This is a genomic window from Streptomyces sp. NPDC058691 (assembly GCF_042714775.1).
GTDB lineage: Bacteria > Actinomycetota > Actinomycetes > Streptomycetales > Streptomycetaceae > Actinacidiphila.
On the sequence record NZ_JBHXSO010000014.1, the window covers coordinates 135,119 to 152,357 of the forward strand.

Genomic DNA, 17,239 nt, shown 5'->3' on the forward strand with positions numbered 1-17,239 from the left:
CGCCTCCGGTTCAGCTTCCGTCGCCCGCGGCGGCCAGCTTGGCAGCCGAGTCGGCGTCGACGCACGCCTGGATGACCGCGTCGAGGTCACCGTCGAGGACCTGGTCCAAGTTGTACGCCTTGAACCCGACGCGGTGGTCGGAGATGCGATTCTCCGGGAAGTTGTAGGTGCGGATGCGCTCGCTGCGGTCCACCGTGCGCACCTGGCTGCGGCGGGCGTCGGAGGCCTCGCGCTCGGCCTCCTCCTGCGCGGCGGCCAGCAGCCGGGAACGCAGGATGCGCATCGCCTGCTCCTTGTTCTGGAGCTGGCTCTTCTCATTCTGGCAGGAGACGACGATGCCGGTGGGCAGGTGCGTGATACGCACCGCGGAGTCGGTGGTGTTCACCGACTGGCCGCCGGGTCCGGATGAGCGGTAGACGTCGATCCGCAGGTCGCCCGCGTTGACCTCGACCTCGACATCCTCGGCCTCCGGGGTGACCAGCACGCCGGCGGCGGAGGTGTGGATGCGGCCCTGCGACTCGGTCGCGGGCACGCGCTGCACGCGGTGCACACCGCCCTCGTACTTCAGCCGGGCCCAGACGCCCTGGCCGGGCTCGGTGGCACCGTTGCCGCCCTTGGTCTTCACCGCGACCTGGACGTCCTTGTAGCCGCCGAGGTCGGACTCGTTGGCGTCGATGAGCTCGGTCTTCCAGCCCACGCGCTCGGCATAGCGCAGGTACATGCGCAGCAGGTCGCCGGCGAACAGCGCGGACTCCTCGCCGCCCTCGCCCGCCTTGACCTCCAGGATCACGTCCTTGTCGTCACTGGGGTCGCGCGGCACGAGCAGCAGGCGCAGCCGCTCGGTCTGCTCCTCGCGCTGCTTCTCCAGCTCCTTGACCTCGGCGATGAAGTCCGGGTCGTCGGCGCTGAGTTCGCGGGCCGTGTCGATGTCCTCGCCGGTCTGCTTCCAGCCCCGGTACGTGCCGATGATGGGGGTCAGCTCGGCGTAGCGCTTGTTGAGCCTGCGCGCGTTGGCCTGGTCCGAGAAGACCCCGGGGTCGGCAAGCCTCTTCTCGAGGTCGGCGTACTCGCCGATCAGTTCCTCGACCGCCTCGAACATCAGGATCCCTGCTCTGCGAATGGGTGAACGCCGGTGAACCAGCCTGGGACGACAAAGCGCCGGTCCGGCCGCCGGAGGATATCCGGGCGGCCGTGGACCGGCGCTTTCGGGTCGCTACTTCTTGGCGGACCCGGCGGCCTTGCCGAAGCGGGCCTCGAAGCGGGCCACACGGCCACCGGTGTCGAGGATCTTCTGCTTGCCCGTGTAGAACGGGTGGCACGCAGAGCAGACGTCGGCGCGGATCACGCCGCCGCCCACGGTGCTACGAGTGGTGAACGAGTTGCCACAGGTGCAGCTGACCTGGGTCTCCACGTACTCCGGGTGGATGTCGCGCTTCAAGGGAAACTCCTAGTGATCGGGAGGGTCCCGGGTCGTGGCACGGGCTTGCGTCACGTGAACCGGGGCCGACGTACCAGTCTGCCAGCACTGGCCGTATCTCCCAAAACCGGGGACGGCACGGAACTATTCCGCGCCGTCGTCCCGGGCCGGCGGGGTGCTCCTGACGACACCGCCGGTGTCCACCTCGTCACCGGCCGAGCCCTTGGTGGCCGAGCGCGGGATCGGCCGGTCGGCCCGCAGGGCGGCCCAGACCTGCTCGCTCTGGGCGGTCAGCGGCACGACCCGGTTGGGGTCCGCGGGGTCGTAGCGCACGGGCATGGTGACCATGGAGATGTTCTTGGAGCCCAGGCCCTTCAGGCTCTCCCCCAGGCCGACCAGCTTCTTCACCGAGGCCAGTTCGGAGTCGGTGGTGATGGCGCCGGTGGCGGTACTGGCGATCTTGTAGAGCCGGGCCGGGGAGCCGAGCACCCCGATGCTGTCGACCCGGTCGACCAGGGCCTTCATGAAGGCCTGCTGGAGTCTTATCCGGCCGAGGTCGCTGCCGTCGCCGACCCCGTGCCGGGTCCTGACCAGGCCGAGGGCCTGCTTGCCGTTCAGGTGGTGGGTGCCGGCCGGCAGGTGCAGATGGCTCTCGTCGTCGCTGATCGCGCGACTGGTGGTGACGCTCACCCCGCCGAGGGCGTCGATGAGCCGCTGGAAGCCGGTGAAGTCGACCTCCATGTAGTGGTCCATGCGGATGCCGGTCATCGTCTCGACGGTCTTGACCGTGCACGCGGGGCCGCCGACCGCGTACGCCTCGTTGAACATCTCGTTCGCCACGGCGGGCGCGGTGCCGCCGCCGGGCTGGGCGCAGGAAGGCCGGTCGACGAGGGTGTCGCGGGGGATGCTGACCACCGAGGCCCTGCGGTGGCCCGGGTAGACGTGGACGATCATCGCGGTGTCCGAGCGGGCCGTGCCGTCGTCCTCGCCGCCGCCGGCCTCTGCGTTCGCGCCGGACCGGGAGTCCGAGCCGAGGACGAGGATGTCCATCGAGCCGTTGTCGACGTCGCGGGGCCGGTCGCGGCCCAGCAGCGCGTTGATGTCGATACCGCGGATGTTCCCGTTGAGCTTGAGATACAGACAGCCCACCAACGCGGTGGCGAGCAGCAGGACGGTCGCCACGGCCCAGGCCGTGATGCGCAGGGCTCGGCTGCGGGCGCTCATGCGCCGTCGCGATGACGTCCGGCGTCCGTGGTCCGCCTCGTGGGCCATGAGCTCCTCAGTCCTCGTCGGCTCGTCGTGGCTTCGGGTGCCCCCCGTGGTCGTCGTCATCGGTCATGGGACGAAATGTCCCCTCTTGGGAGACGTCCCAGGACGTCTCGGGGTTCCTGGCGATCGTGCACACCAGCAATGACAGCGGGTCCCGGTGCGCCCTGTCCGAGGACGCGCCGGGACCCGTGGTCCGAGAGCCACACGGTCGGCCCTCACCTGGCGGTTCGGCCGGTCGCGCCGGCCGTGGTTCAGCCCAGGATGCCGTACTGCTGCCAGCCGGTCCCGATGGTCACCGGGGTGCCGAAGATGTCGGACGTGGCCTTGCCGGTGCCCGGGTACAGCCTGAGCGTGCCCCCGGAGGTGCGGGCCAGGAAGTCCGCCTTGCCGTCACCGGTGATGTCGCCGACGGCGGCGAAGCGGTTGTAGATGCTCCAGGTGCGCACCTTGACGCGGGCCGCGAGCGGGGCGGCGGCGTTGCCGGTGCCCTTGAGCACGTACACCGCGGAGCCGGAGGTGCTGCGGGCGAGCAGGTCGGCCCGGCCGTCGCCGGACAGGTCGCCGTGGCCGGCCAGCATGTTGTAGGCGTTCCACGCCTTGCTGGTGCCGACCTGCTTGCGGCCCGAGAACTTGCCGTTGCCGAGACCCGGGTACAGCCACAGCTTGCCGCCGGAGTCGACGGAGAGCACGTCCGGCAGCCCGTCACCGGTCATGTCGCCGGGGGCGATGATGCGGGTGCGGGTCTTCCAGTTGTCGAACAGCAGGGTCCACGTCCACTTCCAGCTGCCGCCGCGCAGCACGTAGTGGCCCCACTCGACGTCGCCGGTGGAACTGTCGCGGATCAGGAAGTCCTGGTTGCCGTCGCGGTCCAGGTCGGCCTGGATCAGCAGGTTCAGGCCGCCCCAGTAGCCGAGCGACTTGCGGGGCTTGAAGTACGTGCCCTTGGAGTCGTACTCGAAGCCGGTGAGGTCCGAGCTGCGGCGCGCGAAGAGGTCGGCGTTGTGGTCCCAGTTCAGGTTGGCGTCGTCGATGCGCGGGTACGTCGCGCCGACGTAGGTGCTCACCTTGGTGAAGACGCTGTAGGCGCCGGCCTCGACGCAGTTCTCCACGCCCCAGGAGACGACGCCGACGACCTTGTTGTTGACGATCAGCGGGCCGCCGGAGTCGCCGTTGCAGGACGCTGTGGTGCCGGTGTCGGAGCCGGTGGCCGGCTTGCCCGCGCAGACCATGTGGCCGGCGATGTAGTCCCCGCCCCAGAAGCCGGAGCAGGTGGCGCTGGAGTTGATCGGCACCGTCGCCACACGCAGGACGTCGGATATGTCCTCGCTGGTGGAACTGGTGCGGCCCCAGCCGTAGACCTTGGCGTTGGTGCCGGCCGCGTAGGAGGCGGTGTCGTTCGACGTCGTGATCGGGACCGGCTTCGCCTTGACCGGGTCCGGCAGGGTCAGCACGGCGATGTCGTTGTCGATCGTGCTCGCGTTGTACGACGGGTGGCTCCACTGGCGCTGCACGGGGGAGAGCGTGCCGCCGTCGGTGTCGGCGAGCTGGGCGGTGCCGGTGAGGACGACGCCGTGGGCGTGCCAGTTGTAGTGGCTGACGCAGTGCGCCGCCGTGAGGATCTTCGTCGGGGCGACGACCGTGCCGCCGCAGAAGAACCCGATGTCGTCGCCCTCGTCGGCGGTGCCCCTGTCGTCGTCGTACCACAGCTGCGCCATCCAGGGCGCCGTGGTCATGCTGGTGGGCGTGCCGCCGATGATCTTCGGGTCGATCGTGGCGGAGGACGATCCGGAGGCGGCCCTGGAGCCCGCGGCGGGGCTCTTGCCGACGGTGGCGCCGGCCAGGGGGGCCGTACCGCCGGTCCTGGCGTCGGTCTCGACCGCGTCACGGACGCGGTCGGTCAGCTCGGCCTTCGAAGTGGTGGCGAGGTGCGGCCGGCCGGTGGCCGGGACGGGCAGTGGTGCGGCGGTGGCTGCGTCCGCGGGCGCCATCAGGACCGCGCCCGCGATGGCGGCGGCGAGCGCCGCGGCGGCCGCGGGGAGCGCTATGCGCATCTTGCGTCCGTGCTTCCCGCCCTTGCTGGCGAAGAACACTCGGGTCTCCTGTCGGGTGGTGGAGATGCACGGCGACAGGAAGGACCGCGGGTCGTGGGCAGCACGAGGGCAACGCAAGACGGCCGCTCGGTTCTGCGGACCCGGAAAAGGTTCCCCCCTTTGTCCGTGGCCGAGTGATCCTATGGCCAAAGGGGCGGGTCCCGACACTCAAGTGCCGGGACCCGCCCCTTTGTTCATCCGGGCGTCAGTCGTTGTTCGTGCCCGGAGTCGTCTTCGCGATCTGCATGAGGAACTCGGCGTTGGACTTGGTCTGCTTCATCTTGTCCAGCAGCAGCTCGATCGCCTGCTGCGAGTCGAGCGCGTGCAGCACCCGGCGCAGCTTCCAGACGATGCTCAGTTCGTCGGGAGCGAGCAGGATCTCCTCCTTGCGGGTACCGGACGGGTCGACGTCGACCGCCGGGAAGATCCGCTTGTCGGCGAGCTTCCGGTCGAGCTTGAGCTCCATGTTGCCGGTGCCCTTGAACTCCTCGAAGATCACCTCGTCCATGCGCGAGCCGGTCTCGACCAACGCGGTGGCCAGGATGGTCAGCGAGCCGCCGTCCTCGATGTTGCGCGCGGCACCGAAGAAGCGCTTCGGCGGGTACAGCGCGGTCGAGTCGACACCACCGGACAGGATGCGGCCGGAGGCGGGCGCCGCGAGGTTGTACGCGCGGCCCAGGCGGGTGATGGAGTCCAGCAGGACCACCACGTCGTGACCGAGCTCCACCAGGCGCTTGGCCCGCTCGATGGCGAGCTCGGCGACCGTGGTGTGGTCCTCGGCCGGGCGGTCGAAGGTCGAGGAGATGACCTCGCCCTTCACCGACCGCTGCATGTCGGTGACCTCTTCGGGACGCTCGTCGACGAGGACGACCATCAGGTGGCACTCGGGGTTGTTGCGGGTGATCGCGTTGGCGATCGCCTGCATGATCATGGTCTTGCCGGTCTTCGGCGGGGCCACGATCAGACCGCGCTGGCCCTTGCCGATCGGCGCGACGAGGTCGATGATCCGGGTCGTCAGCACGCCCGGGTCGGTCTCCAGGCGGAGCCGGTCCTGCGGGTAGAGCGGCGTCAGCTTGTTGAACTCCGGTCGCCCGCGCCCGGAGTCGGGGGCCATGCCGTTGGTCGAGTCCAGGCGGACCAGCGCGTTGAACTTCTCGCGGCGCTCGCCGTCCTTCGGCTGCCGGACGGCGCCGGTGACGTGGTCGCCCTTGCGCAGGCCGTTCTTGCGGACCTGGGCGAGCGAGACGTACACGTCGTTCGGGCCGGGCAGGTAGCCGGAGGTCCGGATGAACGCGTAGTTGTCGAGGATGTCCAGGATGCCCGCGACCGGGATCAGGACGTCATCGTCGGCGACCTGCGGCTCGCTCGCGAAGTCCTCGCGGCGGTTGGTGCCCCGCCCGCGGCGGTCGCGGTAACGTCCCCGGCGCCGGCGGCCGCTGCCGTCGAACTCGTCGTCGTCCTGCGCGCCGCCACCCTGCGGGCCGCCCTGCTGCTGGTGGCCCTGCTGGCCGCCGCCGCCCTGCTGACGCTGCTGCTGGCCGCCGTCCTGCTGGCGCTGCTGGCCACCGCCGTCCTCGCCGCCCTTTCGGCGGTCGCGCTGACGGTCGCGCTGGCGGTCGCGACGGCTCTCGCGGCGGTCCTCGCCGCCCTTGGCGTCGCCGCCGGAACGGCCCTCGGCCGTGTCGGCCGCGGCCTCGGCACGGGCGTCCGCCCGGCCCTCGCCCCGGCTGTCGGCGGACTGCTCCGCCTTGGCCGCCGGAGCGGCCTTCTCGCCGGCCGGCTGGCCGGGGATCTCGATCTGCTTCGGCTGCTGCTCGGTGCCCGTGGCGGCCGGGGCCTCGCCGGATTCACCCGTACGGGTGCGCGAGGTGGCGCGACGCTTCGGCTTGTCGGCGGCGGGCTCGGCGCCCTCGCCCGCAGTGGCCTTGGCGCCGCCGGACTGCGCGGCCTTGATGGTCTCGATGAGCTGGCTCTTGCGCATCCGCGCGGTGCCCTTGATGCCCAGACCGGAGGCGAGCTGCTGCAGCTCGGCGAGAACCATGCCCTCCAGACCGGTACCCGCGCGGCGGCGCCGCGCGGCGGGGGCAGTGGCAGCACCGGTGGCAGGCGCGGCAGCATCGGACGCGGCGACAGGGCTGTCTGCGCGTACGCCCATCAGATCGGTGGTGTCGCTCACGAAGGGTCCTTCCCTGGAGCGGACGTCGGCCTGTCTGGCTCGGCGACCGGTTGTGCTGTCCGGATCCGGTCCATATGACTGTCCGGATTCGGGGCGGTGGTCCGCCGGATTGGCGGAGAAATGATGGAACGAGTCAAAACAAAGTTCCGGCGAGGTGAGAGTTCACTCTCGGGTGAAATGTCACCCGCGCCGACTCCGGAGCGTGCTCGGCACTGCTCAGGCAGGCTGCCTATGCGGTGTGGGAGGCTCCCGGAAGAATGGCGGTCCCGATGCGGGACACAGAGCACCCGGACAACAGGAACAACGGTTCAGTACCTGAGTCCGCGAGTGCAGCAATGAGATTAACACTACCCGATCCACCAAACATTCCCCCTCTCTTCGACCGGCAATCGTGTCACTGCCCCACAGCGAGTGGCAGCACACTCGCCCCCAACGCGTCGAGGGCCAGGCGATGGGCCGCCCACCCCTCCCCCGCGAGCAGGGAGACCTTGTCCGCGGTGTCCTCGCCCGCCAGCGCCAGCACGGTCGGTCCCGCACCGGAGATGACAGCAGGGACGCTCTCGGCGCGCAGAAGGTTCACCAGGGCCACGCTCTCGGGCATGGCGGGAGCCCGGTACTCCTGGTGCAGCCGGTCCTCGGTGGCGGGGAGCAGCAGCTCGGGGCGCCTGGTCAGGGCCTCGACGAGCAGTGCGGCGCGTCCCGCGTTGGCCGCGGCGTCCACATGCGGGACGGTGCGCGGCAGCAGTCCCCTGGCGGTCTCGGTCAGCACCGGCCTCGACGGCACGAAGACGACCGGAACGACCGACTCGACAGGGTCCATCCGGACGGCGTGCGCGGAGCCGCCCTCCGTCCAGGCGAGGGTGAAGCCGCCGAGCAGGCAGGCGGCGACGTTGTCGGGGTGGCCCTCGATCTCGTTGGCCAGTTCCAGCACGGCGGCCTCGTCGAGCCGTTCCTGGCCGCCTATCGTCACCGCGCGGGCGGCCATGATGCCGGCGCAGATGGCGGCGGAGGAGGAGCCGAGGCCGCGGCCGTGCGGAATGCGGTTGGCGCAGACGACCTCCAGGCCGCGCGGCTGGCCGCCCAGCAGGTCGAAGGCGGTCCGCAGGGAGCGCACGACCAGGTGGTTCTCGTCGCGGGAGAGCGTCCCGGCGCCTTCGCCGGCGATGTCGACGTGCAGACCGGAGTCGGCCACCCGGACCACGACGTCGTCGTAGAGCCCGAGGGCCAGGCCGAAGGCGTCGAAGCCCGGTCCGAGGTTGGCGCTGGTCGCGGGGACGCGCACTCGGACGGCGGCGGCGCGGAAGGCGGGTCCGGCCATCGTTCGATGACTCTCCTTGCTTCAAGTGCGTTCCGCCCCGCGGCACGGAGGGACCGTTGCCGTACGGGGGCGGGGACTTGGGGGACCGTACCAGGACCGACCCCGGCGGGGGACGATGCCATTGGCATGGGCCGGAACGGCGTGCAGTGGCGCCGGTGTGAAGCCAGCCTATCGAAGGAAGGTTCTGCTGCGACATAGGGCGCACGGACAGCGCGTGATGCGTGTCGCGAGCGGGTCCGTGCGCCCCTGCTGCCGGAGGCGGTCAGTGCAGCCCGAGCCGGTCGGCGGCCGCGTCGGCGTCGACGGGGACGACGATCGGCTGCGGGGCGCCCTCCACCGCCCAGCCCGGGTCCTTCAGGCCGTTGCCGGTGACGGTGCAGACGATGCGCTGACCCGGGTCGACCTCGCCCTGCTCGGCCGCCTTGAGCAGCCCCGCGACGCTCGCGGCGGAGGCCGGCTCCACGAAGACGCCCTCCTGTGCGGCCAACAGCCGGTAGGCGGACAGAATTTGACGATCCGTCACCGAGTCGATGAGGCCCCCGGATTCATCCCGCGCCTCCTCCGCGTACCGCCAGGACGCCGGGTTGCCGATCCGGATCGCGGTGGCGATCGTCTGCGGCTTCAACACGGGGTGGCCGAGCACGATCGGGGCCGCGCCCAGCGCCTGGAAGCCCCACATGCGCGGGTTGCGGGTGGAGATCCCGTCGGCGGAGTACTCGCGGTACCCCTTCCAATAGGCCGTGATGTTCCCCGCGTTGCCCACCGGCAGCACATGGATGTCGGGGGCGTCGCCGAGCGCGTCGACAATTTCGAACGCGGCCGTCTTCTGACCCTCGATGCGCGCCGGGTTCACCGAATTCACCAGCGCCACCGGGTACTTGTCGGACAGCCCGCGCGCGAGATCGAGGCAGTCGTCGAAGTTGCCGTCCACCTGGAGGATGCGCGCGCCGTGCACCAGCGCCTGGCCCATCTTGCCCAGCGCGATCTTGCCCTGCGGCACCAGCACCGCGCACACCATCCCGGCGCGCACCGCGTAGGCGGCCGCCGAGGCGGAGGTGTTGCCCGTGGAGGCGCAGATGACGGCCTGCGCGCCCTCCTCCTTGGCCTTGGAGATGGCCATCGTCATGCCGCGGTCCTTGAAGGAACCGGTGGGGTTGGCGCCCTCGACCTTCAGGTACACATCACAGCCCGTGCGCTCGGACAGCACCTGGGCGGGGACCAGCGGCGTGCCGCCCTCCAGCAAGGTGACCACGGGGGTCCGCTCGGTGACCGGGAGGCGCTCCCGGTACTCCTCGATGAGGCCGCGCCACTGGTGGGTGGCGGAGCCGCGGACGGCGGAGACTGCGTTCATCTCTGGATCACTCCCCTTCGACGCGCATGATGCTGGCGACGCCCCGTACGGTGTCGAGTTTGCGCAGGGCCTCGACGGTGGCCGCGAGCGCGGCGTCCGGTGCGCGATGGGTGACGACGACGAGGGAGGCCTCGCCGCCGTCGAGGGCGAGGCGTCCGTCCTCGGCGACGCCGCTCTGCTCCCTGCCCTGCTGGCGGACGGTGTCGATGGACACCTGATGCTCGGCGAAGACCGTGGCCACCTGGGCCAGAACACCCGGTTTGTCGGCCACGTCCAGGCTGATGTGATAGCGGGTGACCACGTCGTCCATCGGGCGCACGGTCAGCCGCGCGTAGGCCGACTCCCCCGGCCCGGTGGTCTTCGCCAGCTTGTTGCGGCAGGTGGCGACGAGGTCGCCCAGCACCGCGGAGGCGGTCGGCGAGCCGCCCGCGCCGGGACCGTAGAACATCAGCCGGCCGGCGGCCGCGGCCTCCACGAAGACCGCGTTGTAGGCCCCGCGCACGTTCGCCAGCGGGTGCGTCAGCGGGATCATCGCCGGGTGCACCCGGGCCGTCACCGAACTGCCGTCGGCGCTGCGCTCGCAGATCGCCAGCAGCTTGACCGTGCAGCCCATCTCCTTGGCCGAGGCGATGTCGCCCGCGGTGACCTCGGTGATGCCCTCGCGGTGCACGTCGCCGATGGTCACCCGGGTGTGGAAGGCGATGCCGGCCAGGATCGCGGCCTTGGCCGCCGCGTCGAAGCCCTCGACGTCGGCGGTCGGGTCGGCCTCGGCGTAGCCCAGCGCGGTGGCCTCGTCCAGCGCCTCGGAGTAGCCGGCGCCCGTGGAGTCCATCTTGTCGAGGATGAAGTTGGTCGTGCCGTTGACGATGCCGAGCACCCGGTCGACCCGGTCGCCGGCCAGCGACTCGCGCAGCGGCCGGATCAGCGGGATGGCGCCGGCGACCGCGGCCTCGTAATAGAGGTCGACGCCCGCCTCGACGGCCGCGCCGTGCAGCGCGGTGCCGTCGGCGGCCAGCAGCGCCTTGTTGGCCGAGACCACGCTCGCGCCGTGCTCGAAGGCCGTGGTGATCAGCGAGCGGGCCGGCTCGATGCCGCCGATGACCTCGACGACCACGTCGATGTCCCCGCGTTTGACCAGGGCGGTCGCGTCCGTGGTCAGCAGTTCGGGGGCCACCCCCGCGCGCACCCGGTTCGGGCGGCGCACCGCGATGCCCGCGAGCTCCACGGGCGCGCCGATGCGCGCGGCGAGGTCGTCCGCGTGCGTCGTCATGATGCGCGCCACCTCTGAGCCGACCACACCACAGCCCAGCAGCGCCACCTTCAGCGGACGCGTACGCATCATCCGACCTCGCTTCGCGTTTTCGGCTCTTTCGAGCTCTTTGGACGGTCCCAGTCTCACGCACCGGACGGGAGAATCCACGCCGTGTCCGGATCGCGAGACCGGGCCCCTTATTCGTGAGATCCCACGTCAGCCGACGTCGAGACGGAGGAGATCCTCCTGCGTCTCACGCCGGACGATCACCCGGGCCGCGCCGTCCCCGACCGCGACGACCGGCGGCCGCAGCGCGTGGTTGTAGTTGCTCGCCATCGAGCGGCAGTACGCCCCCGTCGCGGGCACCGCCAGCAGATCGCCGGGGGCCAGGTCCGCGGGGAGGAAGGCGTCCCGTACGACGATGTCGCCCGACTCGCAGTGCTTGCCGACCACCCGCGCCTGCATCGGCGCGGCGTCGCTGCTGCGCGACACCAGCGCGACGCTGTACTCGGCGTCGTACAGCGCGGTGCGGATGTTGTCCGACATGCCGCCGTCCACGCTGACGTAGGTGCGCAGCCCCTCCAGCGGCTTGATCGTGCCCACCTCGTAGAGGGTGAACGCGGTCGGGCCGACGATCGCCCGGCCCGGCTCGACCGACAGCCGCGGGGCGGCCAGGTCCGCCGCCCGGCACTCGCGGGCGACGATCTCGCCCAGCGCCTTGGCGATCTCGTGCGGCTCGCGCGGGTCGTCGTCCGGGGTGTACGCGATGCCGAGACCTCCGCCGAGGTCGATCTCGGGCAGTTCCACGCCGTGTTCGTCGCGGATCTGCTTCAACAGCCCGATCACCCGGTGCGCGGCCACCTCGAAGCCCGAGGTGTCGAAGATCTGCGAACCGATGTGGGAGTGGATGCCGACCAGTTCCAGCGACTCCAGCCGCAGCACACGGCGCACCGCCTCGGCGGCGTCGCCGCCGGTCAGGGAGAAGCCGAACTTCTGGTCCTCGTGGGCGGTGGCGATGAACTCGTGGGTGTGCGCCTCGACGCCGACCGTGACCCGGATCTGCACCGGCTGCCGCCTGCCCAGGCGCTGCGCGGCGTCCGCGACCCGGACGATCTCCTGGAACGAGTCGAGCACGATGCGGCCCACCCCGGCCTCGACGGCCTGGTGGATCTCCTCGCCGCTCTTGTTGTTGCCGTGCAGCGCGATGCGCTCGGCCGGCATCCCCGCGGACAGGGCCACCGCCAGCTCGCCGCCCGAGCAGACGTCGAGGTTCAGGCCCTCCTCGTCCAGCCAGCGCACCACGGCGCGGGACAGGAACGCCTTGCCCGCGTAGAAGACGTCGGCGCCGTCGCCGAAGGCCTCGCGCCAGGCGCGGCAGCGGGCCCGGAAGTCGGACTCGTCCAGGATGTAGGCGGGGGTGCCGAACTCCTCGGCGAGTTGCCGGACGTCCAGCCCGCCCACGGTGGTGACGCCGTCGGCGCCACGGGTGACGGTGCGGGCCCAGACCCGGGGGTCGAGGGCGTTGAGGTCGGCGGGCGGCGCGGCGTAGTGGCCCTCGGGGAGGACATCGGCGTAACGGGGCCCGGCGGGGTGTGCGGATCGGCTCATCGTCTGGTGCTCTTCGCTCTCACAGGTGTCGGGGGGCGCTGATGCCGAGCAGGGTCAGGCCGTTGGCGAGCACGGTCCCGGCGGCGTCGGCGAGGGCCAGCCGGGCCCCGTGAACGGCCGAGGGTTTCTCGTCGCCCTTGGGCAGGGCCGGGCACATGTCGTGGAAGCGGAGGAAGGCGTCCGCGGTGTGTTCGAGGTGCCGGGCCACCCGGTCCGGCGCGCCGTGCCGGGCCGCGGCCTCCACGGTGCGGGGGAAGTCGGCGATCAGGCCGAGCAGTTCGGCCTCCGCGGGGTGGCGGTGGCCTGCGTCGCGGGTGCGCGGTTCGATGCCCAGATCGTGGGCGCCGCGCAACAGGGCGCGGGTACGGGCGTGAGCGTAGCGGACCCGGAACAGGGGGTTGCTCTCACGCTGCGCGAGGTGCTCGGCGGGGTCGGTGCGGGGGGCGTCCTCGGCGGGCGGGCGCAGCAGGGCCCAGGCGGTGGCGTCGGGGCCGAGGGTGCGGAGCAGTTCGTCCGCCGTCTCCGGTACGGGGTGCGGTCGCGGCCGGCGGGCGGGCGGGGTGATGCCGGTGGCGGTGCGGAGGCGGTGCAGGGCGGCGGCGAGGGTGTCGGCGCGGGCGTCGCCGGTGGGGGCGGCGGGGGCGGGCTCTGGAGCCGGCGCGTTGTGGAGGCCGATGCCGTAACGCGGGCCCTGCGCGCGGACCAGGTCGACGAGGGCGCCGTACGACTCCCCCTCAAGGGTGATGTTGAGGAACCCGGGGTGGGCGACGTCGACCCGCGCGATGCCGGGGAGGGCGGTGAGGTGGCCCCGGATGACGTCGGCGACGGCGGGGGGCGGGGCGCCGGTGAGGGGGGCGAGTTGGAGGGCCACGTTGGTGGCGTAGTCCCCGCATCCGGGGCGCGGCGGCCGGCGTACGACGACCCGGTCGGGGACGGGTCCCGTGAGCTGGAGCTCCCCGGCCTCGACGGCACGGCGCACCGCGCTCAGCACGGTGCGGGAAAGCTCGGCGGGCGTCACGCTCGCAAGCCTAGGCGAGGAAGGGGGTGACCAGGCGAACCGTTTTCACCCCTCGGGCGGCCCTGCGAGCGGCTTCGAGCGTTGCCGGTCAGGCGCTGCCGGGACTGGCGGCGGGAGCCTCTTCCTCTTCCCCGGTCCCGTCTCGCCCCGGGATGTCGGCGAGCGCACGGACGACGCGCACGAGATCGCCGGGCTCGAACGGCTTGCTCAGGAAGGCGTCCACGCCGGCGGCGACACCGCTCTCGACCTCCGCCTGGGTGCAGGCGCTGATCATGACGATGCGGACGTCGCGGGTGCGGGGATCGGCACGCAGGCGGGCCGCCGTCCGTATCCCGTCCAGGCGCGGCATGACGACGTCCAGGGTGACCACGTCGGGCCGCACACGCTGCACCACGTCCAGGCACTCGACACCATCGGCCGCGGTCACGACCTCGAAGCCCTCCAGCTCGAGATTGACCCTGATCAACTGCCGGATGACCTTGTTGTCGTCGACCACAAGCACCCGGCCGGACGCGCCCGGCACACTGCGAAGCCTAGGCGCGCGACATGGGATGCGTCCGCGTTTTCCCCACTTCTTCCCCGACCGGAGGACGCGGGGCGGATGGCCGGGACGGCGGCGCGGGCCGTCCGCTACGGGGGCGCAACGCGGGCCCGACACCGGCCCGACGCGGGCCCGACGCCCCGGGAAACCCTGTACACGGTCACCCCCTGCGTACTGGTAAGGTTTCACCCGTCACCGCCACGGCGGACGACACGCCCCCGTAGCTCAGGGGATAGAGCAACGGCCTCCGGAGCCGTGTGCGCAGGTTCGAATCCTGCCGGGGGCACCTCGCACGAGGTGCCAAAAGACCCCGCCACCAGCCAAGATGCTGAGTGCGGGGTCTTTGCGTATGCGCAGTCGTATGCCGTCGAAAGTGGCTGTAGGACGGGGTCTGTGGACTATCCGTGGACGGGATCTTGGGGCATCGTCCCTGGTCAGCCCCGGAAAATAGCGAAGGCCCCTGGAGAGGTCCCGGTGCCTGTGGAAACCAGCGCCGGTCCGACAGGCCTGTGCGCCCGACACCGCTGGGCCGGCAGCGATGCGCAGCAAGCGTCGCCAGCGCGGACGACCGGCATCGGTGGCGCCAAGCGCTACCCGGACAGTGCGGTCTGCAAGAAGGGGAAGACACCGGCCGACGCGAACGCCACTGGGGCCGCTGGCTCCTGGCCGGGCTGGCCCGGTATGCCTGATGACACGCCGGGCCCACCGTATGGCGTTGACTACCACCAGATGAGTACGAATCCGTTAGCGCCGTTCGTGGCAGGTATGCCTGGAGCTTCCCTCGCGCCGTCACCGCCCAGGCTCACACCCGGCGGCGCGGGCACAATGCCGTTGACCCCGGGGCTGCCCCCCTGGCCGGTGTTTGGTGGAGGGGTACCGAACTCGGCCCGCTGGCCGTCCGCGCCCTGGTAGGCCAATCCGCCCGTCGGACAGTCCCCGGTCCCGCCAGGAGTGGGGCGGGGGGGATCTGCAAAACCCCCACCGGCGCCGCCGGTGGCGCTCGCGACTATCTGGCCGCCGGGATCGCTCACCGTGCTGGTCGACCCGACGGTGCCGGGCATGAGGGGCGGCCCGCCGGTCCCGCCCTGACCGACCGTTACCTCGTACGTCGACCCCGGCTGCACGGGTACGGCGCACCATGCGAAGCCACCAGCACCTCCGCCGGCGCCCACAGTCAGATTCCCGATTACTCCACCACCACCGCCGCCGGAGCCCCAAATCTGAACGAAGACCTTGGTGACCCCGGCGGGCGGGACAAACTGCCCGCTGCTGGGAAATAGCAACAGGTCGTGCTCGGCGCCGGGCCCGGGAGGACCAGGCGGTCCTGGAGGTCCTGGGGGTCCGGGAGGGCCAGGGCGGCCCGGGGGCTTCGGGCAGTAGCCGGGCGAGGCCGGGACGGAGAAGCACGAGAAGGCTGTCTGCTGGGCGTCATGCTCCTCGGCCGCCGCAACATGTCCCGTGGTATCGGCGTACGCCATACCCGTCACGGCACCGGACGCCAGTGCCACGCTCGCGGCTACCGTCCACACGCGCACACAGCCTGGGCGCCGCCGTATCGAGGCCTGGGGCCTGGTTATTCGGTACAACACGTCACCTCCAGGAATGGGCTCTCAAGGGGCGGCCCGCGCCGCCTCCCCTAGGGGAAGCTGCCGTGGGGCAGCAACGAACCCACAGCAAGAATTCCTCCGAGTTACGTGATGTGCACTTTCGGTAGCCGACTGGGTGACTTTTCAGCCGTCGCCGACATGCGCAGCCGTCCGTACGCCGCAGAAAGTGGCTGTAGGGCGGAGTCTGTGGACAGGATCTTGGCCCATCGGCCCAGGCCAACCCCCGAAAACGACGAAGGCCCCCGGACAGGTCCAGGGGCCAGGATCACAGAAGTCAGCGGCTCGTCACTCGTACTCGCGCAGCAGATCCTCGATCCGTCGGTTTGCAACCTCCTGCCGGCCGTCGATGCACTTGGCGTACCGACTCAGCAGCACCTCCACACTGTTGCCCGCCGGGTCTGCTGCAGGTTTGGGTGACAGGCTGACCTGCCCCACCTCTCTGGTTCCAGTTTTGGTGGCTAACTGACAGCCCTTCACGGAAGGCTGGCAGTCATGCCTCGTCCCTATCCTCCGGAGTTCCGGGCGCGTGCCATCGCGCTCATCCGCGCCGGCAAGCAGGCCAAACAGACGGCGGTGGAGCTCGGCATCCATCCCGTCACGTTGTCGAAGTGGTTGCGGCAAGACGACATCGACAACGGGCGGCGACCGGGAACGCCGTCGAGCGAGTCTGCTGAGTTGCGGGCCGCTCGCCGGCGGATCCATGAGCTGGAAACCGAGGTGGCGATCGTCCGGCAGACGGCGAAGTTCCTCGGTGAGGACAAGCCGGCCCCAAAAGGCTCTACCCGGTGATCGACCGACTCGTCGATGCCGGGGCACCGGTCAACAGGTGCTGCCGGATCCTTGGTGTCGCCCGGCAGAACTATTACAAGCACAAGCGCACACCGACCACTCCACGGCAGCTACGGCGAGACTGGCTGACCGGGCTGATCCGAGAGGTTCACGTCGCTTCCCGCGGCACTTACGGCTACCGCCGCATCCACGCCGAGCTCACCCTGGGCATGGGCATCCGGGTCTGCACCAGGACCGTGTCGGTGCTCATGACACAAGCCGGGATCCACGGCCTGGTGACGCACTGCATCGCAACAGGCTGTCGCGGGCCCTTCTATCAACGAACAATCTCGAAGAAACCGAGCAGCACAGTCGCGAGATCTGCGGATACTCCGAGATCGGCTACGAGCGGAACAAGGCCCTGTGGCTATCGGGGCATGACCAGGCCGAGCTCAATCCCATCGCGGTGCTGACAGAGCTGACCCGCTTCGAAGCTGAGGCTCACAGCCATGGGATCACCCACACGACGTTCCGGCGCCTGACGGAAGCCCTCGATCTGCCCGGGGCTCAGCGCGAAGAACTGCGCGCGCTCCTGATCGCCATGCGCCCCGGACAGTACACAGCCCCCCTCTGGAGCATCGCAGCCTCCTCCTGAGTTACAACCGTCTTCACGGGTTCAAGATGCTCGCTTCGCTCGCTGCGGCGCCAGCGCGGCGCCGCCCGCCGTCACTCCTAATGGGGACGTAAGCGTTGGGGATGGCCGACACGTGGTGAGCCGTATTCGCTCCTGAGGCACTGACCTCTCAAGGCAGAGCCGGTCCCGT

Annotated in this window: 12 protein-coding genes, 1 tRNA gene and 2 pseudogenes; 3 read left to right on the top strand and 12 right to left on the bottom strand. The window is 70.8% G+C overall.

Annotated features, from left to right (window positions below):
* Positions 1-10 precede the first annotated feature (10 nt).
* From prfA to ACFWVC_RS12795, 11 genes and pseudogenes are all read right to left on the bottom strand, one after another.
* Complete coding sequence (gene prfA / locus ACFWVC_RS12745) at positions 11-1,099, bottom strand: peptide chain release factor 1 (RefSeq protein ID WP_384283218.1); 1,089 nt, start codon at positions 1,097-1,099, stop codon at positions 11-13.
* Positions 1,100-1,213: 114 nt separating this feature from the next.
* Complete coding sequence (gene rpmE / locus ACFWVC_RS12750; protein ID WP_319659968.1) at positions 1,214-1,438, bottom strand: 50S ribosomal protein L31; 225 nt, start codon at positions 1,436-1,438, stop codon at positions 1,214-1,216.
* A gap of 123 nt (positions 1,439-1,561) precedes the next feature.
* Positions 1,562-2,689, bottom strand: coding sequence for an LCP family protein (locus ACFWVC_RS12755; protein WP_384283221.1), 1,128 nt, complete (start codon positions 2,687-2,689; stop codon positions 1,562-1,564).
* Positions 2,690-2,937: 248 nt separating this feature from the next.
* Entirely contained in the window at positions 2,938-4,737 is a 1,800-nt protein-coding gene (locus ACFWVC_RS12760) for a trypsin-like serine protease (protein WP_384283295.1), read from the bottom strand.
* A 244-nt stretch (positions 4,738-4,981) separates the two neighbouring features.
* Complete coding sequence (gene rho, locus ACFWVC_RS12765) at positions 4,982-6,952, bottom strand: transcription termination factor Rho (RefSeq protein ID WP_384283227.1); 1,971 nt, start codon at positions 6,950-6,952, stop codon at positions 4,982-4,984.
* A 394-nt stretch (positions 6,953-7,346) separates the two neighbouring features.
* Positions 7,347-8,270, bottom strand: coding sequence for a homoserine kinase (gene thrB, locus ACFWVC_RS12770; RefSeq protein ID WP_384283232.1), 924 nt, complete (start codon positions 8,268-8,270; stop codon positions 7,347-7,349).
* 262 nt (positions 8,271-8,532) lie between these two features.
* Positions 8,533-9,621, bottom strand: coding sequence for a threonine synthase (gene thrC / locus ACFWVC_RS12775; RefSeq protein ID WP_384283235.1), 1,089 nt, complete (start codon positions 9,619-9,621; stop codon positions 8,533-8,535).
* 7 nt (positions 9,622-9,628) lie between these two features.
* Positions 9,629-10,963, bottom strand: a complete 1,335-nt coding sequence (locus ACFWVC_RS12780) for a homoserine dehydrogenase (protein ID WP_384283239.1) — start codon at positions 10,961-10,963, stop codon at positions 9,629-9,631.
* A gap of 126 nt (positions 10,964-11,089) precedes the next feature.
* Positions 11,090-12,481, bottom strand: coding sequence for a diaminopimelate decarboxylase (lysA, locus tag ACFWVC_RS12785; protein ID WP_384283244.1), 1,392 nt, complete (start codon positions 12,479-12,481; stop codon positions 11,090-11,092).
* Positions 12,482-12,500: 19 nt separating this feature from the next.
* A complete protein-coding gene (gene nrtL, locus ACFWVC_RS12790) occupies positions 12,501-13,499 on the bottom strand; it encodes an ArgS-related anticodon-binding protein NrtL (protein WP_384283247.1) in 999 nt (332 codons plus the stop codon).
* Positions 13,500-13,587: 88 nt separating this feature from the next.
* Positions 13,588-14,047: pseudogene (locus tag ACFWVC_RS12795) on the bottom strand (response regulator).
* A gap of 207 nt (positions 14,048-14,254) precedes the next feature.
* Here ACFWVC_RS12795 and ACFWVC_RS12800 point away from each other — a divergent pair.
* A tRNA-Arg gene (locus ACFWVC_RS12800) sits at positions 14,255-14,326 on the top strand.
* Positions 14,327-14,759: 433 nt separating this feature from the next.
* Here ACFWVC_RS12800 and ACFWVC_RS12805 read toward each other — a convergent pair.
* Positions 14,760-15,518: a glycine-rich domain-containing protein gene (locus ACFWVC_RS12805; RefSeq protein WP_384283251.1), complete on the bottom strand. Its 759-nt coding sequence runs from the start codon at positions 15,516-15,518 to the stop codon at positions 14,760-14,762.
* A gap of 621 nt (positions 15,519-16,139) precedes the next feature.
* Here ACFWVC_RS12805 and ACFWVC_RS12810 point away from each other — a divergent pair.
* Both ACFWVC_RS12810 and ACFWVC_RS12815 read left to right on the top strand, forming a co-directional pair.
* Positions 16,140-16,711 (top strand): annotated as a pseudogene (locus ACFWVC_RS12810) (transposase); the annotation flags it as partial.
* 170 nt (positions 16,712-16,881) lie between these two features.
* Positions 16,882-17,070, top strand: coding sequence for a hypothetical protein (locus tag ACFWVC_RS12815; protein ID WP_384283298.1), 189 nt, complete (start codon positions 16,882-16,884; stop codon positions 17,068-17,070).
* Positions 17,071-17,239: the final 169 nt, after the last annotated feature.